The sequence below is a fragment of the Pseudomonas bharatica CSV86 genome (assembly GCF_000319305.2).
In the GTDB taxonomy this organism is placed as follows: domain Bacteria; phylum Pseudomonadota; class Gammaproteobacteria; order Pseudomonadales; family Pseudomonadaceae; genus Aquipseudomonas; species Aquipseudomonas bharatica.
Window position 1 is genome coordinate 2,003,109 of record NZ_AMWJ02000001.1, and the last position, 25,873, is coordinate 2,028,981.

At 65.4% G+C, this 25,873-nt stretch carries 18 protein-coding genes and 3 pseudogenes; 9 read left to right on the forward strand and 12 right to left on the reverse strand.

What is annotated here, in order from left to right; translation table 11 throughout:
* The 5 genes and pseudogenes from CSV86_RS08770 to CSV86_RS08790 all read right to left on the reverse strand — a co-directional run bounded on the left by CSV86_RS08770 (position 1) and on the right by CSV86_RS08790 (position 9,291).
* Positions 1-2,786, reverse strand: a pseudogene (locus CSV86_RS08770) (malto-oligosyltrehalose synthase).
* Entirely contained in the window at positions 2,783-4,849 is a 2,067-nt protein-coding gene (gene malQ / locus CSV86_RS08775) for a 4-alpha-glucanotransferase (RefSeq protein ID WP_009406542.1), read from the reverse strand. The pseudogene CSV86_RS08770 and the gene malQ overlap by 4 nt, the downstream one beginning before the upstream one ends.
* Entirely contained in the window at positions 4,846-6,609 is a 1,764-nt protein-coding gene (gene treZ / locus CSV86_RS08780; RefSeq protein ID WP_009406541.1) for a malto-oligosyltrehalose trehalohydrolase, read from the reverse strand. The genes malQ and treZ overlap by 4 nt, the downstream gene beginning before the upstream one ends.
* 3 nt (positions 6,610-6,612) lie before the next feature.
* Positions 6,613-8,163 (reverse strand): glycogen synthase GlgA, encoded by a 1,551-nt coding sequence (gene glgA / locus CSV86_RS08785; RefSeq protein ID WP_009406540.1) that lies wholly within the window; start codon positions 8,161-8,163, stop codon positions 6,613-6,615.
* 774 nt (positions 8,164-8,937) lie between these two features.
* The gene (locus CSV86_RS08790; RefSeq protein ID WP_009395342.1) at positions 8,938-9,291 is read right to left on the reverse strand and encodes a response regulator; all 354 of its coding nucleotides are present in this window, start codon (positions 9,289-9,291) and stop codon (positions 8,938-8,940) included.
* Between the two features lie 261 nt (positions 9,292-9,552).
* Here CSV86_RS08790 and CSV86_RS08795 point away from each other — a divergent pair, with 261 nt between their 5' ends.
* The 7 genes from CSV86_RS08795 to CSV86_RS08825 all read left to right on the forward strand — a co-directional run bounded on the left by CSV86_RS08795 (position 9,553) and on the right by CSV86_RS08825 (position 17,480).
* Complete coding sequence (locus tag CSV86_RS08795) at positions 9,553-13,068, forward strand: response regulator (protein WP_009395344.1); 3,516 nt, start codon at positions 9,553-9,555, stop codon at positions 13,066-13,068.
* A complete protein-coding gene (locus CSV86_RS08800; RefSeq protein WP_009395346.1) occupies positions 13,065-13,886 on the forward strand; it encodes a CheR family methyltransferase in 822 nt (273 codons plus the stop codon). The genes CSV86_RS08795 and CSV86_RS08800 overlap by 4 nt, the downstream gene beginning before the upstream one ends.
* A complete protein-coding gene (locus CSV86_RS08805; RefSeq protein ID WP_009395348.1) occupies positions 13,883-14,458 on the forward strand; it encodes a chemotaxis protein CheB in 576 nt (191 codons plus the stop codon). The genes CSV86_RS08800 and CSV86_RS08805 overlap by 4 nt, the downstream gene beginning before the upstream one ends.
* Positions 14,452-15,690 carry a hybrid sensor histidine kinase/response regulator gene (locus tag CSV86_RS08810; protein WP_009395350.1) on the forward strand — a complete coding sequence of 413 codons (1,239 nt, stop codon included), beginning with the start codon at positions 14,452-14,454 and terminating at the stop codon, positions 15,688-15,690. The genes CSV86_RS08805 and CSV86_RS08810 overlap by 7 nt, the downstream gene beginning before the upstream one ends.
* A gap of 53 nt (positions 15,691-15,743) precedes the next feature.
* Positions 15,744-16,121, forward strand: coding sequence for a response regulator (locus tag CSV86_RS08815; RefSeq protein WP_009395352.1), 378 nt, complete (start codon positions 15,744-15,746; stop codon positions 16,119-16,121).
* Positions 16,122-16,221: 100 nt separating this feature from the next.
* Positions 16,222-17,184, forward strand: coding sequence for a T6SS phospholipase effector Tle1-like catalytic domain-containing protein (locus CSV86_RS08820; RefSeq protein WP_170394514.1), 963 nt, complete (start codon positions 16,222-16,224; stop codon positions 17,182-17,184).
* Positions 17,181-17,480, forward strand: coding sequence for a hypothetical protein (locus tag CSV86_RS08825; protein WP_170394517.1), 300 nt, complete (start codon positions 17,181-17,183; stop codon positions 17,478-17,480). Before CSV86_RS08820 ends, CSV86_RS08825 begins: the two co-directional genes overlap by 4 nt.
* Before the next feature lie 61 nt (positions 17,481-17,541).
* Here the strand turns inward: CSV86_RS08825 and CSV86_RS08830 are convergent, their stop codons facing one another.
* The 5 genes and pseudogenes from CSV86_RS08830 to msuE form a co-directional block, all read right to left on the reverse strand.
* A complete protein-coding gene (locus CSV86_RS08830; protein ID WP_009395356.1) occupies positions 17,542-18,390 on the reverse strand; it encodes an amidohydrolase family protein in 849 nt (282 codons plus the stop codon).
* Entirely contained in the window at positions 18,387-19,523 is a 1,137-nt protein-coding gene (gene ssuD, locus CSV86_RS08835) for an FMNH2-dependent alkanesulfonate monooxygenase (RefSeq protein WP_009395357.1), read from the reverse strand. Before ssuD ends, CSV86_RS08830 begins: the two co-directional genes overlap by 4 nt.
* 79 nt (positions 19,524-19,602) lie before the next feature.
* Positions 19,603-20,683, reverse strand: a pseudogene (locus CSV86_RS08840) (sigma-54 interaction domain-containing protein).
* 9 nt (positions 20,684-20,692) lie between these two features.
* Positions 20,693-21,877: an acyl-CoA dehydrogenase family protein gene (locus tag CSV86_RS08845; protein ID WP_170394520.1), complete on the reverse strand. Its 1,185-nt coding sequence runs from the start codon at positions 21,875-21,877 to the stop codon at positions 20,693-20,695.
* A 9-nt stretch (positions 21,878-21,886) separates the two neighbouring features.
* Positions 21,887-22,453: an FMN reductase gene (msuE, locus tag CSV86_RS08850; RefSeq protein WP_009395362.1), complete on the reverse strand. Its 567-nt coding sequence runs from the start codon at positions 22,451-22,453 to the stop codon at positions 21,887-21,889.
* Between msuE and CSV86_RS08855 the strand changes: the two genes are divergently transcribed.
* Both CSV86_RS08855 and CSV86_RS08860 read left to right on the forward strand, forming a co-directional pair.
* The gene (locus CSV86_RS08855) at positions 22,434-22,694 is read left to right on the forward strand and encodes a hypothetical protein (RefSeq protein WP_158487693.1); all 261 of its coding nucleotides are present in this window, start codon (positions 22,434-22,436) and stop codon (positions 22,692-22,694) included. The two genes, msuE and CSV86_RS08855, sit on opposite strands and share 20 nt — an antisense overlap.
* Positions 22,695-22,796: 102 nt before the next feature.
* Positions 22,797-23,189 (forward strand): DUF4280 domain-containing protein, encoded by a 393-nt coding sequence (locus CSV86_RS08860; RefSeq protein ID WP_009395363.1) that lies wholly within the window; start codon positions 22,797-22,799, stop codon positions 23,187-23,189.
* A 108-nt stretch (positions 23,190-23,297) separates the two neighbouring features.
* Here CSV86_RS08860 and CSV86_RS08865 read toward each other — a convergent pair whose 3' ends face one another.
* Together CSV86_RS08865 and tssI are read right to left on the reverse strand one after the other, a co-directional pair.
* Positions 23,298-23,840, reverse strand: coding sequence for a toxin-antitoxin system YwqK family antitoxin (locus CSV86_RS08865; RefSeq protein ID WP_009395364.1), 543 nt, complete (start codon positions 23,838-23,840; stop codon positions 23,298-23,300).
* A pseudogene (gene tssI / locus CSV86_RS08870) lies at positions 23,837-25,842 on the reverse strand (type VI secretion system tip protein TssI/VgrG). The gene CSV86_RS08865 and the pseudogene tssI overlap by 4 nt, the downstream one beginning before the upstream one ends.
* Positions 25,843-25,873 lie beyond the last annotated feature (31 nt).

Genomic DNA, 25,873 nt, shown 5'->3' on the forward strand with positions numbered 1-25,873 from the left:
CTAGGCTCCTGATGACTCGATGCGATCGATAAAGAGATTCACGGGAAAGTGTTCCAGCGCGCTGTTCAGCCACAGCTCTCTGTTGTGTGTGACTACGCGCTGCTCGAAAAGTCCCGAACAGTTGCTGGCAGGCAGTTCGAACGGCAACAGCACCCGCGTGTCGTCCCAGTTCTGCGCCGGGATCAGCGGTTGCGCCTGGCCACCGAGCAGGCCGGCGGCCAGGCGTGGCACGACGACCACCGCCTGTTGCCCGTCGTGCACACGGGCGAAGGCCAGGACACGCTCGGCATGCTTGCCAAGCACCTGCAGCGGCAGGTAGTCACCGTGCAGGAACAGGTCCGGGAAGCGTTGGCGGCGCTCCAGCACCTGGCCGATCAAGGCTTGCTTGACCCGTCCGTCGCGCCACTGGCCGAGCAGTTCGCCGACGGGCAGGTCCTCGCCCAGGGCCTGGCGCCGGGCAGTGAAGTCCACGGGACGGCGGTTGTCCGGGTCGACCAGGCTGAAGTCCCAGAACTCGGCGCCCTGGTACAGGTCCGGGATCCCCGGTGCGGTCATGCGCAGCAGGGTCTGCACCAGGCTGTTGAGCGCACCCGGGCACGCCAGCGCCAGTGCCGCTTCGGCGATGGAACGACGCAGTTGCTGGCATTGGGCATCCAGCAGGATGGCGTCAAGGAAGGCCGCGCAGGCCGCTTCGTAAGGCTCGTTGTTGGCGCTCCAGCTGCTGCGCAGCTTGGCTTCGCGCAGCGCCTTGACCTGCCACTGCCGCAGGCGCTCGGCATAGCCGTGCAGGCCGACGCCGTCGTTCGGGTCGAGGTCCAGCGGCCAGCTGCCAAGCAGGGTCTGGTAGAGCATCAGTTCATCACCGGCCGAGGGCGCCGGGCCGTCGGCCAGTGCTTCGCGTAGCGGCGCGGCGAGCTCGCGCCAGTGTTCGACGCGATGGGCATACCATTCCGGCCGTTCGCTGATCACTGCCAGTCGCGCGCGCATGTCTTCGCCGCGCTTGTGGTCGTGGGTGGCGGTGGCCAGCAGGTTGCCCGGAAACGCCGCCAGGCGTTGCTGGCAGTGGGCGTGGAAGACAGCGGGCGGCGCGCTGAAGCGCTCGGCATCGAAGCCGACGTCGTTACGCGACAGCAGTACCGCCGAACGATAGAAGGCGGTGTCCTCGACCGCCTTGGCGGCGGTGGGCGAGGTCAGTTGCTGGAAGCGCACGCAGGCATGGCGCAACTGCTTGCGCGCCCGTCCCGGTGGCAGGCTGCGCCAAGGCTCGCCGCCGAGCCAGCGTTGCAGGTAGTCGAGAACGTTGGCATCGGCATCGCCGAGGCTGGCCCGCGCCTGCTCCAGGGCCTGCTGGAAGAAAGCTTCGTCCTCGGCAGGGCGGCCACAGGCGCCGATATAGGTGCGGTACACCGGGTAGTGCTCGACCAGCGCCTGCAATGCCCGGCGAATGGCGCCGAGGGTCAGGTCGCGGCTCATCACGTCGTTGCGGGCGACCTGCAACAGGGCCTGGGCCACCGACTCGAAATCGCCGGCCAGGGTGCCCTGCAACACCAGTTGACGCGCCTGGCGCACTTCGTCGGTGAAGGCCGGACGCTCGCTAAGGTCCTGCCATAGCGCGGTCAGCGCAGCTTCGCCGGCCGGGTCGTGCTGCAGCAGCGAGACCTGGTTCATGAATTCATAGCCCGTGGTGCCGTCCACCCCCAGTCGCGGTGCAGGCGCTCATCGGCGCCGAGGATCTTCTCGACATAGATCGGCAGATGCTCCAGCGCCGCGTCCAGCGGTCGCCCGGCGAGCAGGGCGGTGGTGCGCCGGCGCAGCTTGCGGCAGTAGCCACGCGGGTCGGCCAGGCCGTCGATATGGTCGATGCGCAAGCCGTCCACCAGGCCCCGGGCGATCAGTTCGAAGACCTTGCCGTGGGTGGCTTCGAACACGGTCGGTTTTTCCACCCGCAGGCCGCCCAGCTCGTTGACGTCGAAGAAGCGTCGCCAGTTGATATCGTCGGCGGCCGTGCGCCAGCTTGCCAGCCGGTAGTGCTGGCGTTCGAGAAGGGCGTGCAGGCGCTGGAAACCTTCGGGCTGGCGCGAGTCGAAGCCCTCCAGCAAACGCTCGATATCCACCGCGTGCTGGGCATTGCGTGCCAGCCCGGCCAGCGCTTGCAGCAGCGCTTCGGCCTCGTCCGGGTTGGCGCAGGCAGCGAAGCGTCCGGCCAGTTCGCGCAGCTCGCTTAACTGGCTGCCGGCAAGGATCAGGCCGTAGTCCGCTGGGCTGATGGGGAAGCGGTGGTCGTGGTGGTGGATGAGGAAGTGTCCGCTGGCAGCGTCGAACCGCAGCGGTGCGGCGCCTTGCTGCAGGACCTTGCCGTAGTCGTCGGCGAGGAACGGCAGGAGCAATTGGCCTTCGAGCAGCGGATCCGGGGAGTGCCACTGGATATCGAAGAACTCGGCATAGCGGCTGCGCCGGCCCCAGGCCAGCAGGTCCTGCCACCAGCGGTTGTGTTCGCCGCCCACGGCCATATGGTTGGACACGATATCCAGCAGCAGGCCCATGCCGTGCTGGCGCAGGGCGGCCACCAGCCGTTCGAGGGCCGCTTCGCCGCCCAGCTCCGGGTTGACCCGGGTCGGATCCACCACGTCATAGCCGTGCATGGAACCGGGGCGCGCCTCCAGCAGCGGCGAGGCATAGACATGGCTGATGCCCAGGCGGGCGAAGTAGGGCACCAGCGGCACGGCGTCGTCGAGGGTGAAACCTGCGTGGAATTGCAGGCGCAGGGTCGCGGTCAGGGCTTTCATCGGTCGCGCTCCCAGGCTTGTTCGCGCGCCTGCGCGAGGAGTTCGAGGCGGCGCGCGGCGTCGGCATCGTCGAGCAGCGCCGCGGCCGGGGCGGCGAAGCGCCGGCGCCAGTTGGGATGGCCGTCGATGGTGCCGGGCAGGTTGGGTTGTTCATCGACCCCGAGCAGGTCTTCCAGCGGCAGCAGCACCAACGGGGCGCGGGTATGGCCGAGCAGGCGCACACTGGCGTCGATCACGGCATCGGGGTTCTGCAGCGGGGTGTGATAGTTGCGTTCCAGCAATTGGCCTAGTCCCTTGATTTCGGTCTGTCGGGTGTCGCGCCAGTCGCGTTCGGTGATGGCGTCGATCAGTTGCAGGCGGTGGTTCCAGTCGATGTCCCGGGAGGCCAGCCAGCCGGCCAGCGGCGGCAGGTCGTGGGTGCTGGTGGTGGCCAGAGCGCTGTCGGGCCAGTCGAGGATGGGCTTGAAATGCCCCGGCGGGTCCTGCTCGAAGAGCAATACGCGCATGCCGAGGATGCCCCTGGCCGCGAGCTTTTCCCGCAGGCCCTCGGGCACGGTGCCGAGGTCTTCGCCAAGGATGATCGCCCGGTGGCGTACCGACTCCAGCGCCAGCAGGCGCAGCAGGTCGTCGATCGGGTAATGCAGGTAGGCACCTTCCTGGGGACTGGCTCCGGCGGGAATCAGCCACAGGCGGTAAAGGCCCATCACATGGTCGATGCGCAGGCCGCCGGCATGGGCCAGGTTGGCCCGCAGCATTTCGATGAAGGCGCGAAAGCCATTGCGCTTGAGGCCCTGCGGCGAGAAGGCGCTGATCCCCCAGTTCTGTCCGGCGCGATTGAGGATGTCCGGGGGCGCGCCGACATGCACGTTGGCAAGCAACTCGGCCTGCCGGCTCCAGGCCTGGCTACCGGCACCGTCGGCACCCACGGCGAGGTCGGCGATCAGGCCCACGGCCATGCCCTGGCCACGTGCGGCCTGCTGCACCCGTTGCAGGCCACGGGCTACCAGCCATTGGCAGAACGCGTAGTACTCGATGGCGGCCGGGTAGTGCTCGGCGAACCGTGCCACTTCGAGGCTGCCCGGGTCACGCCAGTCGTCATGCCAGTTGCGCCAGTCGGTACCGATGCCGCGGCTGGCGGCGGCATCGAGCAGGGCTTCGTAACGGCAATGGTCCTCCAGCGGCTGGCCACCGGCCTTGCGAAAGCTTTGGAAATCCTCTCGCAGCGGATGCTCGCCGCGGCTGAAGTCACGGTACAGCGCGCGCAGCAATTTCTGCTTGGCTGCCGCGGCCAGGGGCCAGTCGATCAGCGGCAATTGCTCGAGCTCTTCGAAAGGCTGTTCAAGGGACTCCTTCGCAACCCGTACCACCCGCTCGCCGAGCAGCAGTTCCGGGCTGGCATACAGGGCATTGAAGAACAGGCGGCTGGACGGCGAATAGGGGCTGAAGGTGTGGCTGTCGTTGGCGAACATCGCATGGGTCGGACTGATCGCCAGCGCGTCGGCGCCGCGTTCGGCTGCGCTGCGGGCCAGGGCTTCGAGGGCCTGGCAGTCGCCGAAGCCGCCATCACCGGGGCGTCGCAGGCTGTACAACTGGGCACTGATGCCCCACGCGCGGGGCGTGGCCTGGTGCTGCGCGTCGGCCAGGGTGAAGCAGCGCTGCGGCGCTACGGCAACCGTGAAGCCCTCGCCGTTTATGTTCAGGCGGTGGTAACCGATCGGCAAACCGGCCGGCAGCTTGCCATGGGCATCGAGGCGCAGGGCTTGCTCGCTGCCGTCTTCCAAGGTTGCGTGGACCAGGCTGGCGCCGTCGAACCAGCGCGACAGGTCCAGCGGGGCATCGACATCCGCGGTCAGCAGGGGCGGCAGGTGTTGCCCGTCTTCGGCGTCTTCCAGTGCCGCCAGGCTGCTGGCGACGCTGTCCGGATCGTCGGCGGGGTGGCCAAGGGCGCCGAGGATCCGGCGCAGATTGGCTTCGCTGACCTGTTGTGCACGGCCGTTGGCGTCTATCCAGTCCACGGCGACGCCAGCGCGTCGGGCCAGATGGTGCAGTTGCAGGTCACTCATGGGGCAGGCTCCGCTGCTGTGGTGGAATCGAGACTGACCAGGGCGCTGTACGGGTGCAGCGTGCCTGGCTGGTGCACTTCTTCAGTGCAGTTGAACAGCGGTTGATAGGTAGCCGGCAGGTGCGTCTGCACCGGATCCGGGCCGAGGTTGAGGTCGATGCGCAGTTCGCTGCCGTTACCCAGGCGCCAACGGGCACTGACTGCCCTGTCGCCGAGCACCTGTGCACCCAGTGCGCGGGTGCCAGGCAGATGGGGCACCAAGTGCTGGCGACGCAGGTCCAGCAGCCGTTTGTAGAAGGCCTCCCAGTCGTCGCTGTCGGCGTTGCGCCGCGGTCGTGAGTCGAGGAAGGTCTGCAGCGCGTTGGGGTCGGGGATCCGCGCCCTTTGCGCCGGGTCGGCAAAGGCGGCGAAGCCCTTGAACTCGGCGCGGCGGCCTTCGCGCACGGCGTCGGCCAGTTCGTCGTGATGGTCGGTGAAGAACAGGAACGGCGACTCGCTGGCCCACTCGTCGCCCATGAACAGCAGCGGGATCATCGGCGACAACAGCAGCAGCGTGGTCGCCGCGCGCAACGCCTGGGGCGAGCACAGGCTGGACAGGCGCTCGCCCAAGGCGCGGTTGCCGGTCTGGTCGTGGTTCTGCAGGAACAGCACGAAGGCCGTCGGCGGCAGGTGCGCGCTCGGTTCGCCACGGGGCGTGCCGTGGTGGCTGGTTTCGCCCTGGTAGACGAAACCCTCGCCCAGGCAGCGCGCCAGGCGCTCGGTCGGCGCCTGGAAGTCCGCGTAGTAGCCTTCCTTCTCGCCGGTCAGCATGACGTGCAGGGTGTTGTGGCCGTCGTCATTCCATTGGCCATCGAAGGCGCTTTCCAGAAGGCTCGCCTGGTTCGCTTCGTTCTCCAGTACCAGCCAGCAATGGCGGTCCTCGCCGCAATGCTGGCGCACGGCGCTGGACAGCACGCGGAGAAAATCGGGGTCCTCGATGGCATGGACCGCGTCCAGGCGCAGCCCATCGAAGCGGTAGTCGCTGAGCCACATCAGCGCGTTTTCAATGAAGAAGTCACGCACTTGCGGGCGGCGGAAGTCGATGGCGGCGCCCCAGGGCGTGTGCTTGTCCTCGCGGAAGAAGCGCTCGGCGTAGCGGTGCAGGTAATTGCCATCCGGGCCGAAGTGGTTGTAGACCACATCGAGCATGACCATCAGGCCCAGGCCATGGGCCTGGTCGATCAACGCCATCAACTCGTCCGGGCTGCCGTAGCTGTGCTGCGGCGCGAAGGGCAGGACGCCGTCGTAGCCCCAGTTGCGCTCGCCGGGAAACTGGTTGATCGGCATCAGCTCGATCGCGTTGATGCCCAGTTCGACGAGGCGCGGCAGCTCGCGCATGACCCCGGCATAGCCACCTAGCAGCCCGACATGCAGTTCCTGGATGACCGCCTCGGTCCATGGCCGCCCGCGCCATTGCTCATGGCGCCAGTGATGACGCCCGGGCGCGACGACCTGGCTCGGGCCATGCACACCCTGGGGCTGGAAGCGCGAGGCCGGATCGGGAACCGACAGCTCGCCATCGATCCGGTAGCGGTACAGGGCACCCTGGGCGCAGCGCCGGTGCAGGCGGAACCAGCCGTCGGCCTCGGGGGCCATGGCGAACGTGGCGCCGTCCAGTTCCAGTTCGACGGTACGGGCGTCAGGCGCCCAGAGCGAGAAGCAGGTGCGCTGGCCGTCTTCGACCAGCGCACCATGGGTGAAGCGCAGGGGCAGTGCCGGCATGGCTCACCCCCGCACGCACGTGGCGCGAACGACCAGGTCCTCGTAGAGCCGGGCGTAGGGTTCCACTGCCTGGCACCAGTTGAAGGGTTGGGTCATGGCCAGGCAGCGCATGGCGTTGAGCAGCGGCTTTTTCTCGAACACGTAGAAGGCCCGGCCCAGGGCTTCGCGATAGCTCTCGACGGTGGATTCGTCGAAGAGGAAGCCGGTCACGCCGTTTTCGATGGTGTCGGCCAGGCCGCCGGTGTTGCGGGCGATCGGCAACGAGCCAAAGCGCTGGGCGTACATCTGGCTCAGGCCACAAGGTTCGTAGCGTGACGGCATCAGCAGGAAGTCGCTGCCGGCGAACATGCGCCGGGCATCGGTTTCGTTGAAGCCGATGCGCACGCCGATCCGGCCCGGGAAGCGCAGGGCCAGCTCGCGCATGGCCTGTTCCTCTTCGGGCTCGCCGCGGCCGATCACCGCGAGCTGGCCGCCCTGCTGGACGATGTACTCGGCCACGCCCAGGGTCAGGTCCAGGCCCTTCTGGTAGACCAGGCGCGAAACCACGGCGAACAGCGGCCCGGTGGAAGGCTCAAGGCCGAACAGCTCGCGAACCTGGGTGGCGTTGGCCGCTTTGCCTTCCCAATCGTTCAGGCCGAAATTATGTTGCAGGTGGCTGTCGGTGGCCGAGTTCCAGCTCTCGTCGATGCCGTTTGGGATACCGCTCAGCAGCCCTTGCTGGGCCTTGCTGGCGAGGAAGCCGTCGAGTCCGCAGCCGAACGCCGGCGTGGTGATCTCGCGGGCGTAGGTGGCGCTGACCGTGGTGATGTGGCTGGAGTAAGCCAGGCCCGCCTTGAGGAACGACAGCTTGCCGTAGAACTCCATGCCTTCCTGTTGCAGCGCATGCTCGGGAATCGCCAGCTCCGGGCAGCAGCCCAGGCTGTGCACGCCCTGGTAGGCAAGGTTATGGATGGTGAACAGGGTCGGCGTGTTCAGGCCGCGCCAGTGCATGTAGGCGGGGGCCAGGCCCGCAGGCCAGTCGTGGGCATGGATCAGCTCGGGCGTCCAGTGGACCATGCCTTCGCCGGCAGCGATTTCCGCCGCCGCCAGGCCCAGGCGGGCAAAGCGGATATGGTTGTCCGGCCAGTCGCGACCGTTGTTGGCGCCGTACGGCGTGCCTTCGCGCTGGTACAGCTCGGGGCAGATCAGCACGTAGATGACCAGGCCGTCGGGCAGGTCCATGCGCCCGATCTGGCAAGGCGGCAGGGCGGCATGGCCACCGAGGTGGCCGACCACATGGATGGGGTAGTCGCTGTCCATGACCTGGGGGTAGCCCGGAATCAGCACCCGCACATCGTGCAAATGGCGCAGGGCGCGGGGCAGGGCGGCGGAGACGTCGCCAAGGCCGCCGGTCTTGACCAGGTCGGCGATTTCCGAAGTGACGAACAAGACTTTGCGTTTGTGCCGGTTCTGCCTGTTATCGCCAATGAAGCCACGGCCGGTGGTGACGATATCACTGCCCACGGGGGCGCTGGTGTCTGGATTGAACTGCGGTTCGACAGCGGCACTGATCATTTAACTTCTCTCCGTCCCTTGTACTGATGGGCGATTCGCCCGAATTCGATGCCTGTATCCCTTCTCTCTTTTTCTGCTGGCGGTGTTGCGTCCCTGTCGTCCGTGCAAGCGCTGCGCCAATCGGCGCTCCTGCCGTTGACGAGGTGACGAAGGGTAGAGATGGGCGGGCCGCGTCCGGAATGCCGGAAACGATGACCTACTTGAATTCCTGACTGGCCGGTTTCACGGAAGGTTCAAACTTTTTTGGATGGTGCTTCCGTGCGGCTGGCAGGCAGGATTGATGAGTGTAGGAGACGCTGGGGGTGGGCGTGACCCGTTGGTCACAATTTTGCGTTCGGGGCAGGGAGAGGGGCCTATTGCGGCATGGGTATAGTGGTGGCCGCTAGGCACACGCCGGGAGATCTTCAGTGCCCTTGAGATCGAGCGCCGCCCGCGCGGCGCATCGCTGGCAAGCCAGCTCCCACATTTGTTGCAACGTGCCATGGCCTGTGAGATCTGCGCTGCCAGCCTTTGGATGTTCGGCGATCTACTGCGGGGAGACTGTTGGGTTCGACAGGGTATCGCGTCGTACAAGCAAGGCGATCACTATGGCCTGTCAGGCATAGGTACGTTGCAACAAATGTGGGAGCCGGCGTTGCCGGCGATGCGCCGCGCGGGCGGCGCTCGATCTCGAGGGCGCCGGAAAAGTCATGACGAGCACCTGCCAGCCCTGATGCGATCTAGTGGCGGGCCTTCTACCTCAAAAGATATGCAGACACCTATGCCTATCGCGGCCTAGCCGAGGATCGCCTTCATCTTGTCGCGCAACTGATCGATGCCGAAGGGCTTGCTGATCATGTGCATGCCTTCCGGCAGGTCGATGCTCTGCCCATAACCGCTGGCGAACATGATCGGTAGCTGCGGCCGCAATTCGCGGGCCTGGCGGGCCAGTTCCTTGCCGTCGATACCGGGCAGGCCGACGTCGGTGAGCATCAGCGCGAACTGCTGTTCACTGCGCAGCAGCGCGAGGGCTGTTTCCCCGTCTTCTGCTTCCCTGACCTCGTATCCCAGTTCCTCAAGTACGTCGAGCATCAGCATGCGCACGATGTCGTCGTCTTCAACGACCAGAAGCGGGAGGGTGTCGGGCATGGGTGACTCCTGAGGCAATGATGGTTACTCACTCTGTAAGCGGCACGCGGCTGGAAGTTCCCCGGGGCGACCTGGTTGAGCATAGCGGGGCCGTGATAATGCACGGAACGAATCCGGACGTCATGCCTCAAATGCTGGCTTTATGCCCTGCCAATAGCCGCGAAGACGGATAGACTGGGACATCAGCGCCGTTCAGGTCGCGCTCGCGCCCGACCCAAAGCCCAGAAAACAATTGTCACACTCTGCCGCATGGACCAACAGATGAATCAGTCAAGCCCTATCGACCAGCAGCGCTTCCAGAAGCTGTTGGTGCGCAACATCAGCCTGCCCCTGGGAGTGGGGCTGCTGAGTGCCGTGGTGTTCGTTGCGGTGATTGCGTACCTGCTTTCGGTGATCCAATGGGTCGGGCATACCGACCGGGTGATCAATAACGCCAACGAGTCGCTCAAGCTGTCCATCGACAAGGAAACCGGCATGCGTGGTTTCCTGCTGACCGGGGAAGAACACTTCCTCGACCCTTACGAGCTGGCCAAGCCGCGTATCGCGGCGCAGATGAATACCCTGCGCGAGCTGGTGGCGGATAACCCGATCCAGCTCGATCGCCTTAGCCGCCTCGAAGCCCTGCAGGCCGAATGGAATGCCTTCGGCAAGGAAATGATCGACCGGCGTCGCAATGGCGACGATTACCGCTCCGACATCGAGGCCGGTCGTGGCAAGCGCCTGACCGACCAGATCCGCAAGGAATACGAGGATTTCGTCGCCCTGGAGCAGCGCCTGCGGGCCGAGCGCAACGAGCAGGTGAGCACCACCACCTGGGTATCGATTTCCCTGTACCTGCTGTTCGTCGTGGTGGTCAGCGGCCTGCTGGCCTGGGTCGGGCGGCGCGACCTGGTCAACCTGTCGCGCAGCTACCAGGCCAATATCGACGCCCAGGAGCGCTCCACCCAGCGCCTGGAGCAACAGGCCTGGATCCGGAGCGGGCAGACCCAACTGGCCGAGCGGGTGCTGGGGCAGCAGACGCTGCCGACCCTCGGGCACAACATCCTGCAGTTCTTCTCCAACTACCTCGGCAGCGTGGTCGCTGCGCTCTACGTGCGCGACGAGTTCGACAACCTGCATCGCGTCGCCAGCTACGGCTTTTCCCGCGACCAGGAGGCCCTCGACCAGGTGGTCGGCCCTCGTGAAGGCCTGGTCGGCCAGGTGCTGGTGCAAAATCGCCTGCTGGCCCTGGAGGAAGTGCCGCAGGACTACTTCAAGGTCAGTTCGGGCCTGGGCGACGGCCTGCCGCGCAGCGTGATGCTGATGCCGATGACCCATGACGGGCAGATCAACGGGGTGATCGAACTGGGCTTCCTGCGCCCGCTGAACCCGCGCGACCATGAGCTGCTGGAGCGGGTTGCCGGCAACCTCGGCACCTCCATCGAAAGCGCCCGCTATCGTCAGCGCCTGCAGGAAGTGCTGGCCCAGACCCAACAGCTCAACGAGGAGCTGCAGGTCCAGCAGGAAGAGCTCAAGACCGCCAACGAAGAGCTCGAGGAGCAGTCGCGGGTGCTCAAGGAGTCCCAGGCCCATCTGGAAACCCAGCGCGCCGAGCTGGAGCAGACCAACGAGCAGCTGGCCGAGCGTACCGAAGCCCTGGCCTCGCAGCGCGACGCCCTGGACATCAAGAACAACGAACTCAACGAAGCGCAGATCCAGTTGCAGGAACGTGCCGAGGAGCTGCAGCGGTCGAGCAAATACAAGTCGGAGTTCCTCGCCAACATGTCCCACGAGCTGCGTACGCCGCTCAACAGCACGCTGATCCTGGCCAAGCTGCTGGCCGAGAACCCGCAGGACAACCTCAGCGACGAGCAGGTCAAGTACGCCGAGTCGATCTACTCTGCCGGCAACGACCTGCTCAACCTGATCAACGATATCCTCGACATCGCCAAGGTCGAGGCCGGCAAGCTCGACGTGCGTGCCGAGACCTTCCAGGTGGCGCGCCTGGCCGACGGCCTGCGCGGGCTGTTCGAGCCGCTGGCGGCGGACAAGGGCCTGGCCTTCGCCGTCAACGTCGAGCCGCAGGTGCCGGCGACCCTGTACTCCGATCGCCAGCGCCTGGAGCAGATCCTCAAGAACCTGCTGTCCAATGCACTCAAGTTCACCGAGCAGGGCCAGGTCAGCCTGACCGTGGCCGCGCAGCCCGGCGGCGGTGTGGTGTTCCGCGTGCAGGACAGCGGCATCGGCATTGCCGCCGATCAGCAGCAGGCGATCTTCGAAGCGTTCCACCAGGCCGACGGCACCACCAATCGCCGCTACGGCGGAACCGGCCTGGGCCTGTCGATCTCCCGTGACCTGGCGCGCCTGCTCGGTGGCGAGATCGAAGTGCAGAGCACTCCGGGGCAGGGCAGCGTATTCAGCCTGAGCCTGCCGGAAAGCTACGAGCCCATCGTCGACCAGACGCCATCGCTGGCGCCTGTTCGTGCGCAGCCGCTGGTACCGGCCGTGCCGACCCCGGCACCGCGGGTGGCGGCGCAGGGCGTGCCGCCGGCCGAGGGCGCGGTGCGTCGCCTGGCCTTCGAGGACGACCGGCACAAGGCGCCGTTCAGCAAGCGTTGCATCCTGGTGATCGAGGACGAGCCGAACTTCGCCCGCATCCTCTTCGATCTGGCCCACGAACTGGGCTACAACTGCCTGGTCGCCCATGCCGCCGACGACGGCTTCGACCTGGCCGAGCGCTTCGTTCCTGATGCCATCCTGCTGGACATGCGCCTGCCCGACCATTCCGGCCTGACCGTGCTGCAACGTCTCAAGGAACAGGCCGCGACCCGGCACATCCCGGTGCACGTGATTTCCGTCGAGGACCGTATCGAGACCGCGCTGCACATGGGCGCGGTGGGCTATGTGGTCAAGCCCACCAGCCGCGAGGAGCTGAAAACCGTCTTCGCCCGCCTCGAAGAGAAACTCACCCAGAAGCTCAAGCACATCCTCCTGGTCGAGGACGACGACCTGCAGCGCGAGAGCATTGCCCGCCTGATCGGCGACGACGATGTGCAGATCACCGCCGTGGCTACCGCCCAGGAGGCCCTGGAACTGCTCAAGGCGCACATCTACGACTGCATGGTGATCGACTTCAAGCTGCCGGACATGCCGGGCAACGAACTGCTCAAGCGCATGACCGTCGACGAGATCCAGTCTTTCCCGCCGGTGATCGTCTACACCGGGCGCAACCTGAGCCGCGATGAAGAGACCGAACTGCTCAAGTATTCGCGTTCGATCATCATCAAGGGCGCGCGCTCGCCGGAGCGGCTGCTGGACGAAGTGACACTTTTCCTGCACAAAGTCGAATCGACGCTGTCCCACGAAAGGCAACGCATGCTGCGCACCGCGCGCAGCCGCGACAAGGTCTTCGAAGGACGCAGGATCCTCCTGGTGGACGACGATGTGCGTAATATCTTCGCCCTGACCAGTGCTTTGGAGCACAAGGGCGCCCTGGTGGAGATCGCGCGCAACGGTCGCGAGTCCATCGAACGCCTGGAGGAGCAGGGCGGTGATATCGACCTGGTACTGATGGATGTGATGATGCCGGAGATGGATGGTTTCGAGGCGACCCGCCTGATCCGCAAGGACCCGCGCTGGCGCAAGCTGCCGATCATCGCCGTCACCGCCAAGGCAATGAAAGACGATCAGGAACGCTGCCTGCAGGCAGGCGCGAACGACTACCTGGCCAAGCCGATCGACCTTGACCGGCTGTTCTCCCTGATCCGCGTGTGGCTGCCGCAACTGGAGCGAATTTGACTAGCGAGCGTAATACCGACATCGAAATCCGCCTGCTGATCGAGGCCATCTACCTCAAGTACAGCTACGATTTCCGCGACTACTCCGGCGCTTCGATCAAGCGCCGGATCCTGCATGCCGTGCGCCAGTTCGACTGCGCCACGGTGACCGCGCTGCAGGAGAAGGTGCTGCATGACCCGGGCATCTTTCTGCAATTGCTGCAGTACCTGACTATCCCGGTCAGCGAGATGTTCCGCGACCCCAGCCACTTCCTCGCGCTGCGCCGGGAGGTGGTCCCGCACCTGAAGACCTGGCCATCGATCAAGATCTGGATCGCCGGCTGCAGCACCGGCGAAGAGGTATATTCCATGGCCATTCTGCTGCGCGAGGAAGGCTTGCTGGAACGCACCATCATCTACGCCACGGACATCAATCCCAACTCCCTGGAGAAGGCCAAGCAGGGCATCTACAGCATGGACGCCATGCGCACCTACGAGCGCAACTACGTGGCTGCCGGCGGTACCCGGGCATTCAGCGACTACTACACCTGTGCCTACGGCAACGCCATCATGGACGGCAGCCTGCGGGAAAACGTGACCTTCGCCGACCACAGCCTGGCCACCGATAGCGTGTTCTCCGAAACCCAGTTGGTGTCGTGCCGCAACGTGCTGATCTATTTCAACAAAGACCTGCAGGATCGCTCCTTCGGGCTGTTCCATGAGTCCTTGTGCCACCGCGGGTTCCTCGTTCTGGGCAGCAAGGAGACCCTGGATTTTTCCGCCTATGCCAAACGTTTCGAGGCGCTGGTCAAGCCCGAACGGATCTACCGCAAGCTATGAGACGCATCGAAGCGATCGTCATGGGCGCCTCGGCCGGCGGGGTCAGCGCGTTGCTGACGGTAATGGCCTGCCTGCCCAGGTTCTATCGCCTGCCGCTGATCTGCGTGCTGCACCTGCCCGATGACCACGACAGCCGCCTGGCCGAGGTCTTCGCCCGCAGGCTGGGACGGCCGGTGGTGGAGGCGCGGGACAAGGAAAGCATCGAGGCGGGAATGATCTATGTTGCCGGGCCCGGCTATCACCTGTCGGTGGAGCGTGACCGCAGCCTGTCCCTGAGCCAGGAGGAGCGCGTGCACTTCTCCCGCCCGTCGATCGATATCCTCTTCGAATCCGCCGCCGACGCCTATGGGGCAAACCTCGCCGGAGTATTGCTGACCGGGGCCAATGAAGATGGTGCCGCCGGTCTGGCACGAATCAGCCAGTACGGTGGTCTGAGCATCGTCCAGGACCCGGCCGAAGCCCAGGTCCCGGCCATGCCGGAGGCAGCGCTGGCGCTGCATCGGCCCGACCATATACTCCCTTTGAATGGCATCGGGCATTTGCTCGCCAAGCTGGAATCACAAGAATGCTGAGCCACATCCAAGCCAAACTGCTGATCGTCGATGATCTTCCGGAAAACCTGCTGGCGCTCGAAGCGCTGATCAAGGCCGAGGATCGCGAGGTCTACCAGGCAGGCTCCGCCGACCAGGCCCTGTCGCTGCTGCTCGAGCACGAATTCGCCCTGGCCATCCTCGATGTGCAGATGCCCGGCATGAACGGTTTCGAGCTGGCCGAGCTGATGCGCGGGATGGAGAAAACCAAGCACATCCCCATCGTCTTCGTCAGCGCCGCCGGGCGCGAGATGAACTATGCGTTCAAGGGCTATGAAAGCGGCGCGGTGGACTTCCTGCACAAGCCGCTGGATACCCTGGCGGTGAAGAGCAAGGTCAAGGTCTTCGTCGAGCTGTATCGCCAACGCAAGGCCCTGGACCGTCAGGTCCAGGCTCTGGCGCGCAGCCAGCAGGAGCAGCAGCAACTGCTCGAACAGCTGCAGGTGGCACGGGGCGAGCTGGAGCGGGCCGTGCGCATGCGCGACGACTTCATGTCGATCGTTTCCCACGAGGTGCGTACGCCGCTCAACGGCCTGATCCTGGAGACCCAGCTGCGCAAGCTGCACCTGTCCCGGGACAACGCCGACGCCTTCACCCTCGACAAGATGCGGGCCATGGTCGAGCGCGACGAGCGCCAGATCAACAGCCTTATCCGGCTGATCGAGGACATGCTCGATGTATCGCGGATCCGCACCGGCAAATTGTCCATCAGCCCGTCGCGCTTCAACCTGACCCAGCTGGTCGGTGGCCTGGTGGAGAACTTCGCGGCCCAGGCCGCGGCGGTCGGTTCGGTCATCGAGCTGGAAGTTGCCGGGCCGCTGGAAGGCATCTGGGACGAGTTCCGTATCGAGCAGGTGATCGCCAACCTGCTCAGTAACGCCTTGCGTTACGGTGCCAAACGGCCGGTGCAGGTGCGCGTGCTGGATGACCAGGGCATGGCCTGCGTCGAAGTGCGCGACCAAGGCATCGGCATCAGCCCGGAGAACCAGCGGCGAATCTTCCAGCAGTTCGAACGGGTCGACTCCACCCACAGCGTCGCCGGGCTCGGCCTGGGGCTGTATATCTCCGAACAGATCGTCCTGGCCCACGGCGGGCGCATTTCGGTCAGCAGCGCCGAAGGCGAGGGTGCGACTTTCCGCGTCCATCTGCCGCTGGTATGCGATGTGCATGAACAAAATGATGAAAGTGGTCGCTCCGAAGCAACCTCTGCGTAGCCCCGGGTCAGTATGGTCATCATCACCCGAATGAAAAGAATCAAGGCGTTGGCATGAGCGTAGATGCGCAAGATGTAGTACTGGTCGTCGAGGACGAGCCGGTTATCCGTATGGTCCTCAATGACTACCTGTCGGGGGAGGGCTACCGCGTCCTCCTGGCCGAGGATGGCGCCCAGGCGTTCGAGATCCTCGCCAGCAAGCCGCACCTGGACCTGATGGTCACCGATTTTCGCCTGCCCGGCGGAATCTCCGGGGTCGACATCGCCGAGCCGGCGGTCAAGCTGCGGCCTGACCTGAAGGTCATCTTCATCAGCGGCTATCCGGCGGAAATCCGCGAATCCGGCAGCCCCATCGCCTTCCGCGCGCCAATCCTGGCCAAGCCGTTCGACCTCGATAGCCTGCGCGAACAGATCCAGGCGCTGTTGGCCTGAGCATCAGCCTGTTCTTACGCGCTGAGTCGATTTCCCTTATACCCCGCGATTGCGCGGGGTGATCCGATCGGTTCCTTGTTCGCACGACACAGGAACCATCATGAATCCGACACTCCCTCCGCGACATCAGGACATCACCCTGCACCTTGGGCTGTTCTTCGACGGCACCGGCATGAACCTGCATAACAGCGGGCGAGAAGGGGCCGGCAGCAATGCCCTGGGCGAAAGCAACGTGGCATGGCTGTTCCAGCGCTATCGGCACAGCCTGCATGTGCCCGCTGATGTGCGGCAGGCTGCGCTGGCCGTGTACATCGAAGGTATTGGCACCGCGTGCGGTGAGCCCGACGCCCTGCTCGCCCAGGCTACCGGACGGGGCGCTTCGGGCGTGGCGGCGCGGGTGGCGCAGGTGCCGAGGCAGGTCGAGGCGTTGCTCCAGCGTTTCCTGATTGACAATCCGTCGGTGGCGGTTTCGGACATCAAGCTCGATCTGTTCGGATTCAGTCGCGGCGCTGCGGCCGTACGTCACCTGGCCAACGACCTGCAGGGGCTGCGCAGCGTCTGTGGTGATCTGCCGTTGAGCCTGAATTTCATCGGTCTGTTCGACACGGTGGCCAGCATCATCGCGCCGCTCAAGGGCAACCTGAGCGCGGCCAACGACGACTTTGACGGCTTGCGCCTGGCCCTGCGTGCCAATCAGGCGCGGCGGGTTGTGCATCTGGTGGCGGCGGATGAGCGGCGCTTGAATTTTCCCTTGGTTGCCGGGCCGGACGACCGGCTGTTGCCCGGGGATCACTGCGATATCGGCGGGGGCTATCGGGACGGGCTCGAGCGTCTGGTGCTGGAGCGGCCATTCAGCAGCCTCGAGTGGGCACATGTGCCGCTGGAAAAGACCCGGGCCTGGCAACTGGCGAGCCAGTGCCTGGAGCGTCGTCGCCAGGAATGGGAGGCACTGGGGCTGAGCGTGCAGCTGCAAAGCCGCAGCATCGATCAGCCTTTCCTGCCCAAGCGCGATATCCAGCGGGAAAAGCGGGTGAGGGTGTGGATTCAGGGGAGCGCCAGGTGAGTGGCGCGTTGTCGCGCGTGTACCTGCGCTTGATGCATGAACAGGCGGTGCAGGCCGGCGTGCCGCTGGAGCCGGACGACTGGACCTTGCCCGAAGAGTTGCAGGCCATCGCCGCCAAGGTGCTCTGCGGGCAGGCGCCGGATGCGCAGGAGATCGGCCTGCTACGGCGTCGCTACATCCACTGCTCGGCCAACTGGAACGCGGTGTTGCATTCGGACAGTCCGTTGCTGGACAGCCTGTTCATCAACCGGCCTACGGCGGACGGGGTCAGGGTAGTTCATTCGGTCATCGAATGAGCAAGGCCTGGACGCTGGCACCGCCGGTTCCCAGGCGTCGCCAGCGACGGAGCCGGCTGCATCAGCCAGGCGTCAGCACCCTGAGCGCATTGCGGTAGAAGAACTTCTCCACCACCTCATCCCTGAAGCCCAGGCGCTGCGCATCCTCGATGCTCTGCCCGATCGGGCGGAAGGTATACGAGGAGCCGAACAGCAACTGGTCGCCCAGGAAGCCGTTGGCTGCTTGCACGTACCCTTCGCTGCCGGGCTGGAACAGGTACATGTCCGGTACCAGGTGGATGTTCTCGTAGCGGAAGGCCACCCCGATAGCCTGCTGCACATTCGGCCAGTAGCCATGGCTGACGACGATCTTCAACTGCGGGAAGGCCCGCGCCACCGCAGCCAGGCGCCCCGGATCGTTGTAGGCCGGGTCCGGGGTGGTCGGCCCGCTCATGATGAACAGCGGCACACCGCGTTTTTGCAGGTGCTCGTAGATCGGCCAGTACAGGCGGTCGTCCGGATGCCGCGCAGGCTCGGCAAAGCCCGGCTCCAGGTCGATACCGGCAAGGCCCAGCACATCGATGGCCCGGTCGATTTCCGCGAGGGCACCTTCTATCCCTTGCAGCACCGGCTCCACCGCGCCGATGCCGAGCAGCTCGTGATGGCCGTGGACCACGCTGTGGACCAGGTCGTTGGACAGATGCTGCCCCGGGGTGTGCCGGCCCACCACCACGGCCTTGTCCAGCCCGGCTGCGCGGATTTCACCAAGGAAACCTTCCTGGGTCAGGGAGCGCTCGAAATGGTTGTCGGCACCCTGGGTACCGACCCGGCGATTGAGCCAGCGTGCAGTGTCGTGCTCGGGCGAGCCGGGTACGCCGCCGAAGAAAGGGTGCAGGTAGGCCGGGCGGCAGCGCAAGTCGATGATCTTCATGCCGCCTGCTCCTTGCCCTTGCCGGCACGGACATCGAAGGCACCGCCGGTGAAGGCGCCGTCCACGGTGACCTTGCCCTTGCCCGGCAGCAGCGGGAAGACCAGCTCGGCGAAGCGATAGGCTTCCTCCAGGTGCGGGTAACCGGACAGCACGAAGCTGTCCACTCCCAGCTCGGCATATTCCAGCAGACGGGCGGCGACGGTTTCTGCATCGCCGACCAGGGCGGTCCCGGCGCCACCGCGCACCAGGCCGACCCCGGCCCAGAGGTTGGGGGCTACTTCCAGCCGGTTGCGATCACCGCCATGCAGCGCCGCCATGCGTCGCTGGCCTTCGGAGTCCATCTTCGCGTAGTTGGCTTGGGCCGCGGCGATGGTGGCGTCGTCCAGATGGCTGATCAGCTCGTCGGCCGCGGCCCAGGCGGCTTCGCTGGTTTCGCGGACAATCACGTGCAGGCGCACGCCGAACCGCACGGTCCGGCCATGCTTCGCCGCGCGGGCACGCACGTCGGCAATCTTTTCGGCCACCGCGGCAGGCGGCTCGCCCCAGGTCAGATAGGCATCGACATGCTTGGCTGCCAGCTCATGGGCAGCGGGCGAGGAGCCACCGAAGTACAGCGGCGGGTAGGGCTGCTGCACCGGCGGGAAGAAGTTCTGCGCGCCTTCGACCTTCAGGTGCTTGCCCGCGAAATCGACGTTCTCGCCCTGCAGCAGGCGACGCCAGATGGTCAGGAACTCGTCCGAGGCTTCATAGCGCTGGTCGTGTTCGAGGAACACGCCGTCGGCGGCCAGTTCGGTGGCGTCGCCGCCAGGCACCACGTTGAGCAGCAGGCGCCCGTTGCTGGCCTGGTCGAGGGTCGCGGCCTGGCGCGCCGAGGCGGTGGGGTTGCCCAGCGAGGTGCGCAGCGCCACCAGCAGCTTGATGCGCTGGGTCACCGGCACCAGGCTGGCGGCGGTGACCCAGGGGTCCAGGCAACTGGCACCGGTGGGGATCAGCAGGCCGTCGTAGCCGAGCTGGTCGGCGGCCACGGCGATCTGGCGCATATAGGCGTTGGTCGCCGGACGGCCGCTGGCGGAGTGGCCAAGGTAGCGGGTGTCGCCGGAAGTCGGCAGGAACCAGAAAATATCGAGACTCATTGCAGTGTCCTTGTTGCCATCGTTGGTAGGTAGGCACGCGTAGCAAGGGGCTTTCTAGGAATTCAGATCGACAGGTTGATCACCCGGCCATCGAAGCCGCCGGGGCAGGCCGGCGCTTGTTGACCACCAGTTCGCCGATGCGGATCAGGTGGGTGCGGGTGATGTTGCGCGACAGGCCGAGCAACTGCGCGGTGTGCACCTGGTTGTAGTGGCAGAAGTGGTAGGCGGCGCGCAGCAGGGCGTCCTCGACCTTTTCATGCAGGCCCTCGCCCTGTTCCTCGAAGAGTTGCAGCAGGGCGCGCTGGAGCAGTTCGTCAGCGCTTTCCTGGCGTGGCTTGTTGTCGCCCTCGCGCTCGATGCGCAGGTTCGACAGGTGCAGGTCTTCGGCGCGGATCACCTGGTCGCGGCACAGCAGCAGGGTGTGGTGGATGACGTTTTCCAGCTCGCGGATGTTGCCGGGCCAGTCGTAGCTTGCCAGGCGCTGGCGGGCTTCTTCGCTGAGGCTGACTTCGGCGTAGCCGAGGCGCCGGCTGTATTCGGCGATGAAGTGCCGGGCCAGCGGCAGGATGTCCCCGGCCGTTCGCGCAGCGGGTGCAGTTGCAGGCTGACCACGTTCAGGCGGTAGTACAGGTCTTCGCGGAAGTGCCCGGCGTTGATGGCCTTCTCCAGTTGCACGTTGGTCGCCGCCAGCACCCGCACATTGATCGGGATGCTCTTGCGCGAGCCCAGGCGCACCACTTCGCGCTCCTGCAGTACGCGCAGCAGCTTGACCTGGATCGGTATCGGCAGGTCACCGATTTCGTCGAGGAACAGGGTCCCGCCGTCGGCTTCCTCGAACCAGCCGGCCTTGGCGGCCAGGGCGCCGGTGAAGGCACCTTTCTCATGGCCGAACAGCTCGGCTTCCACCAGCGACTCGGCAAAGGCGCCGCAGTTGACCGCCACGAACGGCCCGTTGCGCCGGCCACTGAGGTTATGGATATGCCGCGCCACCAGTTCCTTGCCGGTCCCGGTTGCGCCGATGATCAGCACGCTCGCCTCGCTGGGCGCGACCTGTTGCAGGTGGGCCAGCAGCGCTTGCGAGCGCGGGTCTTCGAAGACCTGCGCGGTAGCGCGGATCGAGGTGGCCAGGGTCGGGGACGGGGCAGGGTCAGCAGTTGCATGGGCGGGCCTTATGAGTAGAAGGTCGGAGTCGGGCGCGTACCGTTGAGCGCCCATTCGCCGAGCTCGTGGACGCGGTAGTCCACCGGGTCGTGCAGGGTCTGGGTGCGCAGGTTGCGCCAGTGCCGGTCGAACCGCAGCGAGGCGTGGGTGGCACGGGCGCCGGTGACCTCGAACAGGCGATTGCAGATGTCCAGGCCGTGGCGGGTCGCGGCGACCTTGGCGGTACCGATGGCCAGGGCCAGTTGTCCGCGCTCTTCGGCGCCGAGGGCGGTACCCTTGGCCCAGGCCTGGTCGAGCAGGTCGGCGGCACGGCCGATCAGCAGGCGCACGCTTTCCAGGCCGACCCAGAACTCACCGTAGTGGCGCAGCACATGAGGGTCTTCGCCGCTGTGGCGGGCGCTGGAGCGGAACCACGGACGGCTTTCGTTGAGGGTGTACTGGCGCGCTTCGGCGAAGGCGCCTTCGGTGATGCCGAGGAACAGGTTGGCGAAGTGCAACTGGGCGATGAGCGGACGCAGGCAGGCGAACGGCGTGCTCAGCGGACCGGGATCGAGGAGCAGCTCGCCGTGTTCGATGCGCACCCGCTCGAAGGTAGCGCTGCCGCTGTCGGTCTGGCGCTGGCCGATATTGTCCCAGTCGCCGTGCAGGGTGATACCGCTGCGCGCACTCGGTACGGCGGCGATCAACAGCTTGCCGCCGGCGCTTTCATCCACTGCCGAGGCAATGAGCATTTCCGAATCGCTGGCGCCGGAGCAGAAGCTCTTCCTGCCGGAAAACTCCACCCAGCCATCGAAGCGCTTGACTACGGTGCGTGTGTCCAGCGGGTTCAGGGCATTGCCCCAGAACCAGTGCTTGCGCGCGGTCTGTTCGAACCAGGGCTCCCACTGCTCGGGGCGGGAAAACAGGCGCACGGTGGCCAGCATCAGGTGCTGGAAACCGAAGACGTGGGCGATGGAGCTATCGACCCGGGCGAATTCGCGGGTCACTTCCAGGGTTTCGCTCCAGCTGGCGCCAAGGCCGCCGTACTGGGTCGGAATGACCAGGCCGAGCAGGCCGCTGGCGCGCAGGGCATCGCGTTCGGCTTTCGGCGTGCCGCCGCGGGCGTCGCGTTCGACGGCGGTGGCGGCAAATCCGGCAGCCAGCTCACGGGCGATTTGCAGTGGGGTTTGCAGGGTAGGCGAAGGCAGGGTCATGGGCATGCCTCAAGCGATCTTGCGGGGTGCACTGTCGATCACCCCGCCAAGCACGGCGGCGGCGCGTTCCGCAGCCAGGGCGATGCGTGCCTGCAAGGCCGGGCTGGTGATCCGGTAATCGTCGAAATCGGCTTGCGAGGCGTAGACACCGATCGGCAGGGTCAGGGCCTGGAAGAAACTGAAGAGCGGGCGCAGTTGATGATCGATGACCAGCGCGTGGCGTTCGCTGCCGCCGGTAGCGGCGAGCAGCACCGGGGTGTCGATCAGGGCATCCTGGCCGATCAGGTCGAACAGGTGCTTGAACTGGCCCGGGTACGAGCCGCGATACACCGGGGCGGCGACGATCAGCAGGTCGGCCTGTTCGATGGCCAACAGCTGTGCCTCGACGTCGGCGGGCAATTCGCTGCGTGACAGTGCGCCGCCGACGGGGCGGGCGATGTCACCCAGTTCGATGACCTGCACGTTGAAGTCCAGATGCTGGCCGAGCGCGCCGATCAGGGCCTCGGTCAGGACCAGGGTGCGCGATGGGCGCCAGGCCCCACCGGAAACGGCGACGATGTTGAATGCGGTGTTCATTGATTCGGATTCCTTGGCGCTGTGGTTTGCCTGGAACGCAGCAAGAGCCGTTCCAGTTTCCATAAGCCTTATGAATCAATGGGTTGCATTGGTATCGCGGCTACCCGAGGTGTTGGCACGGAAGGCAACTGTTGCCCAGGTGTTGCTGGGTGAACAGTTGCCCGGCGAACAGTGGCCGGGTGAACAGGTTTTAGAGAAGTTTTTATATGCAGTCCAATTATCAATAAAGCTAGATAAATAACTGGAAGAAATATGCCGCTGATGGGGACTGATCTGGAGAAGGAAATGTCATGGGAATGGGGTAGAGTCTGACACTTCGATTCCCACGGATTGGAGCTTGCTGATGTCCTGCCCCCAGGTCTGCACCGGCGCCTTGCTGCAATGCAGCTTCGGTGCTGCGCCTTGCGCACTGAATGTCCTGCCGGTCAACCGGGTGATGGTCGGTGGGGTGCCGGCGGCGAACATCATGGACCATATCCCGCTGGTCAATATCCCCACCTTCGGCATGTGCACGAGCATGGCCAACCCGATGGTCGCCGCCGCTACCGCCGCCGCCCTCGGGGTGCTGACGCCGATGCCGTGCATCCCGGCCACCGCCTCGCCATGGATTCCCGGCGCGCCCACGGTGTTGCTGGGCAATATGCCGGCGCTGGATGCCAACAGCATGCTGATGTGCAACTGGGCCGGGGTGATCAAGATCAACTTCGCCGGCCAGGTCCAGACCCTGATTCCTTGAGTTGCCTTGAGGGCCTAATCGCTGGCAAGCCAGCTCCCACAGCTCAAATCCCTGTGGGAGCTGGCTTGCCAGCGATTACGCCCTCAAGGTCAAAGCAGATCCCGGACCTTATTCCGCCCCATTGGTCCACCACCACTTCAACCGCGAAACCGGTTTCCCCGCCGCATTCAGCGGCCGGCCATCCTCGGCATATTTCTGCCCCGGATCCAGCGCCTGGCCATTGAGGTACTGGGCCCTCATCGCCAGCTTGCCGTTGGGGTGATACCGCTGCTGCAACCCCTCGCGTACACCATTGCTGTACAGCTCGCGCTCGGCCACGGTGCCGTCGGGAAAGTAGCTGACCGCCTCGCCATGCAGCAGTCCGCGGCGGTAGCTGGCTGAACGCAGCAACTGGCCGTCCTCGCCGTAGAAACTAGCCACGCCTTCCAGTTTGTCGTTGCTGAACGGCAACCGTGCCGAGACCCGGCCATTGGCATGGAAGGTCTGGCTGACCCCGTGCAGCACCCCGCCGGCATAGTTGAGGCTGGCCTGGGGCCGGGCGTTTTCCTCGATGCGCAGGGGGCCATCGAGGTCACCCTCGAGCAGTCGCCCGGTAAGCCGCGAGTCGCCGCGTTCAAGCTGGAAAGCATCACCCCTGGCGGTATTCTTCAATTGATCTTCACCAGTCCGCCCTTGATCGTCAGCATGCCGCCGCCGTCCACGGTCTGTTCAGCGCCACCCTTGTTGGTCAGGCTGACGCCGGCGTCGTTGGTCAGGGTCGTGCCGGCCTTGTTCTCCAGCGAGGTGCCGGCCTGGTTGGCGAAGGAGGTACCGGCCTTCTGCGCGATCGACGTACTGGCCTGCACCGCCAGGTCGGCGCCGCTCTTGATGCTGAAGCTGGCACCGCTTTGCAGGGTGATGGATCCGCTGACCTTGATGCTCAGGTCGCCATCGATGGTCAGGCTGTAGTTGCCGCTGACCTTGTCGGTGTAGTTGCCGCCGGTCTGGTGGGTCTGGTCGCCGCCGACGGTGACGGTGCGGCTGTCCTTGACGTCGAGGCTGTCGCTGCCGGTCTGGATCGCCACCGTACGCTTGCCCTTTTCCAGGGTGATGGTTTCATCGCCTTCCTTGATCGTGCGGGTCCGGGCGTTCTTCACCGTCTGGGTTTCGTCGTGGCCGATGTCCACGGTGACATCGTTGAGCACCTTGGTGTTGAAGTCCTTCTGTGCCTGGAGGAACACTTCCTCGCTGTCCTTCTTGTCGTCGAAGCGCAGGGCGTTGAAGCCGCCGCCGCCCTTCGACGAGTTGGTCATGATGCCCGACTGGGTCTGGTTTTCCGGCAGGGGCCAGGGCGGAGTGTTGTCGCCGTTGTACACGCAGCCGCTGACCAGGGGGCGGTCCGGGTCGCCATCGATGAAGGTAACGATCACTTCCTGGCCGACCCTGGGCACGAACTGCATGCCGAAGGCCTGGCCGGTCCAGGGCAGGACCACGCGGACCCAGCACGAACTGCTTTCGTCGCCCTTGCCGTCGCGGTCCCAGGGAAACTGGATCTTGATCCGGCCATGTTGGTCGGTCCAGATTTCCTCGCTGGCCTTGCCGACCACCCTGGCGGTCTGGGTATGCATGCGCGGCTTGGGCGTGACCCGGGGCGGGCGGTAGGCGGTGGCCTTGGGGATAGCCTCGAAGCGGTTGCGGTAATGCTGGTGATCGACGTCGTGGGTGACCGAGGTCACTACCCAGTCGCTGTTCAGGGCTTCGTCGTCATGGCCGCTGAGGGAGAAGTAATGGCCGGGCACCAGCCAGCGGCAGTCGCTTTCGCCGATGAAGCGCTGCTCCTGGCTGCGCAGGCCGTCGACCCGTTGCTTGGTCAGGGCATCGCCGCGGGCCTTTTCGATGTAGCCGCCGGGGTGTTCGTAAAGGTTCAGCGGCCCGGCCTTGGCTTCGGCCTGGCTGTACAGCTCGGTGGTGGGTGTGGCGAAGGTGTAGTCGCTTGCCGAATAGACCCCGGCGACCGCCTGCATCACCAGTTGCCCAGAACGGATGCCGTGCAGCTCGCGCACCCCATGCCCTGGCCCAGGTACTGGATGGCCGGGCCGTTGGGGATGGCCGGGAAGGCGTCGTTGTTGTCGGCCAGCACCAGCGTATGCACGCCAGCCTCGTGGGTGAAGAACCAGAAGATGCCGTCTTCCTCGAGCAACCGCGAGACGAAGGCGAAGTCGCTTTCGCCGTATTGCACGCAGTATTCCCTGGCCGTGTAGCTGCCGTTCAGGGACAGCTTGTAGTCGCTGAAGCCGTGGGCATCGAAGATCTGGCTGGCGATGTCCGCCGTGGTCAGGTTCTGGAATACCCGGTTGTTGCTTGCGAGGTTGAGCCACCACAGCCAGGGCCGCAGCAGCAACTGGTAGCGGTCGGCGCTGGCATCGGCGGGCATCTGGCGGATCTCGGCCACCAGGCCGTCCAGCGGGCGCATGTGCTCATCGTTGTGCAGGGTGACGGTGACATGGCTGGCCACCGCATCGGCCAGGGCCAGCGCCGCATCCGAGTGCCCGCGCAGCATCTGCATGCCCAGGCCATTGAGCAGCTCGGTGCCGCTCAGCGCCTCGGGATAGAGATCGGGGAGGGCACTGGCGCTGAGGGAGAGGCTGGTGGTGCTGTCGGTGGCGCGGGGCATCTAGGGCTCTCGGGATGGATCGGGCAAAACT

Excerpts from the sequence above, each read along its gene's own strand:
- CSV86_RS08855 (WP_158487693.1), top strand. The coding sequence starts at position 22,434 with ATGTTGAATGCGGTGTTCATTGATTCGGATTCCTTGGCGCTGTGGTTT.
- CSV86_RS08845 (WP_170394520.1), bottom strand. The coding sequence starts at position 21,877 with ATGACCCTGCCTTCGCCTACCCTGCAAACCCCACTGCAAATCGCCCGT.
- CSV86_RS08795 (WP_009395344.1), top strand. The coding sequence starts at position 9,553 with ATGAATCAGTCAAGCCCTATCGACCAGCAGCGCTTCCAGAAGCTGTTG.
- CSV86_RS08830 (WP_009395356.1), bottom strand. The coding sequence starts at position 18,390 with ATGAAGATCATCGACTTGCGCTGCCGCCCGGCCTACCTGCACCCTTTC.
- CSV86_RS08815 (WP_009395352.1), top strand. The coding sequence starts at position 15,744 with ATGAGCGTAGATGCGCAAGATGTAGTACTGGTCGTCGAGGACGAGCCG.
- CSV86_RS08790 (WP_009395342.1), bottom strand. The coding sequence starts at position 9,291 with ATGCCCGACACCCTCCCGCTTCTGGTCGTTGAAGACGACGACATCGTG.
- malQ (WP_009406542.1), bottom strand. The coding sequence starts at position 4,849 with ATGAGTGACCTGCAACTGCACCATCTGGCCCGACGCGCTGGCGTCGCC.
- CSV86_RS08805 (WP_009395348.1), top strand. The coding sequence starts at position 13,883 with ATGAGACGCATCGAAGCGATCGTCATGGGCGCCTCGGCCGGCGGGGTC.
- msuE (WP_009395362.1), bottom strand. The coding sequence starts at position 22,453 with ATGAACACCGCATTCAACATCGTCGCCGTTTCCGGTGGGGCCTGGCGC.
- treZ (WP_009406541.1), bottom strand. The coding sequence starts at position 6,609 with ATGCCGGCACTGCCCCTGCGCTTCACCCATGGTGCGCTGGTCGAAGAC.
- ssuD (WP_009395357.1), bottom strand. The coding sequence starts at position 19,523 with ATGAGTCTCGATATTTTCTGGTTCCTGCCGACTTCCGGCGACACCCGC.
- CSV86_RS08820 (WP_170394514.1), top strand. The coding sequence starts at position 16,222 with ATGAATCCGACACTCCCTCCGCGACATCAGGACATCACCCTGCACCTT.
- CSV86_RS08860 (WP_009395363.1), top strand. The coding sequence starts at position 22,797 with ATGTCCTGCCCCCAGGTCTGCACCGGCGCCTTGCTGCAATGCAGCTTC.
- CSV86_RS08810 (WP_009395350.1), top strand. The coding sequence starts at position 14,452 with ATGCTGAGCCACATCCAAGCCAAACTGCTGATCGTCGATGATCTTCCG.
- glgA (WP_009406540.1), bottom strand. The coding sequence starts at position 8,163 with ATGATCAGTGCCGCTGTCGAACCGCAGTTCAATCCAGACACCAGCGCC.